General features: G+C 46.8%; 1 protein-coding gene. It reads left to right on the plus strand.

Annotated elements, in window-relative coordinates; translation table 11 throughout:
* Positions 1-598 (plus strand): IS256 family transposase (locus tag KC820_RS13100; RefSeq protein WP_212371705.1); only part of this gene is annotated, 598 nt, incomplete at both ends.

Here is a 598-nt window from a genome sequence, read left to right on the forward strand (position 1 = left end):
AACAACCTCGAAAATCAATTGGACGAATTAGTCCGCTCTTTCGTCCAAGAGAAGCTAGAAACAATTATGAAGGAAGAAATGAATCAATTTTTCGAAGAGAATCCTGAGCTAAAAAACTATAAGAACGGCAGTTACGGTCGTCAATTGGATACGAAATACGGTCGCATCCAAGACCTTCAGGTGCCACGAGATCGAGAAAACTCGTTTCAAACACAAGTGTTCCAACCCTATCAGCGTTATGAACAGTGGTTGGGAGAAACAATTATCACGATGTATCAGAAAGGCATGAGTACGCGCGAAATCGGAAATTTCCTCGAGCGCATTCTTGGCCACGCTTACGCCCCAGGTACCATCAGTAACATCACCGATGTGGTGATGGAAGATGTCCGTGCCTGGCAGGAACGTTCACTTCAGAAAAGATATGCCGTGCTATATCTCGACGGTACCTATCTGAAGTTGCGACGGGATGATGTAGCTAATGAAGTCGTATACGTCGTCATTGGTGTCACGGAAGACGGCTTTCGTGAGATTCTCGGCTTCTATGTCGGTGGCCAGGAAAGTTCCCTCGGCTGGGAGGAGGTGCTCTCCGATATCTACC

This window comes from Allobacillus saliphilus, assembly GCF_018138385.1.
Lineage (GTDB): Bacteria > Bacillota > Bacilli > Bacillales > Alkalibacillaceae > Allobacillus > Allobacillus saliphilus.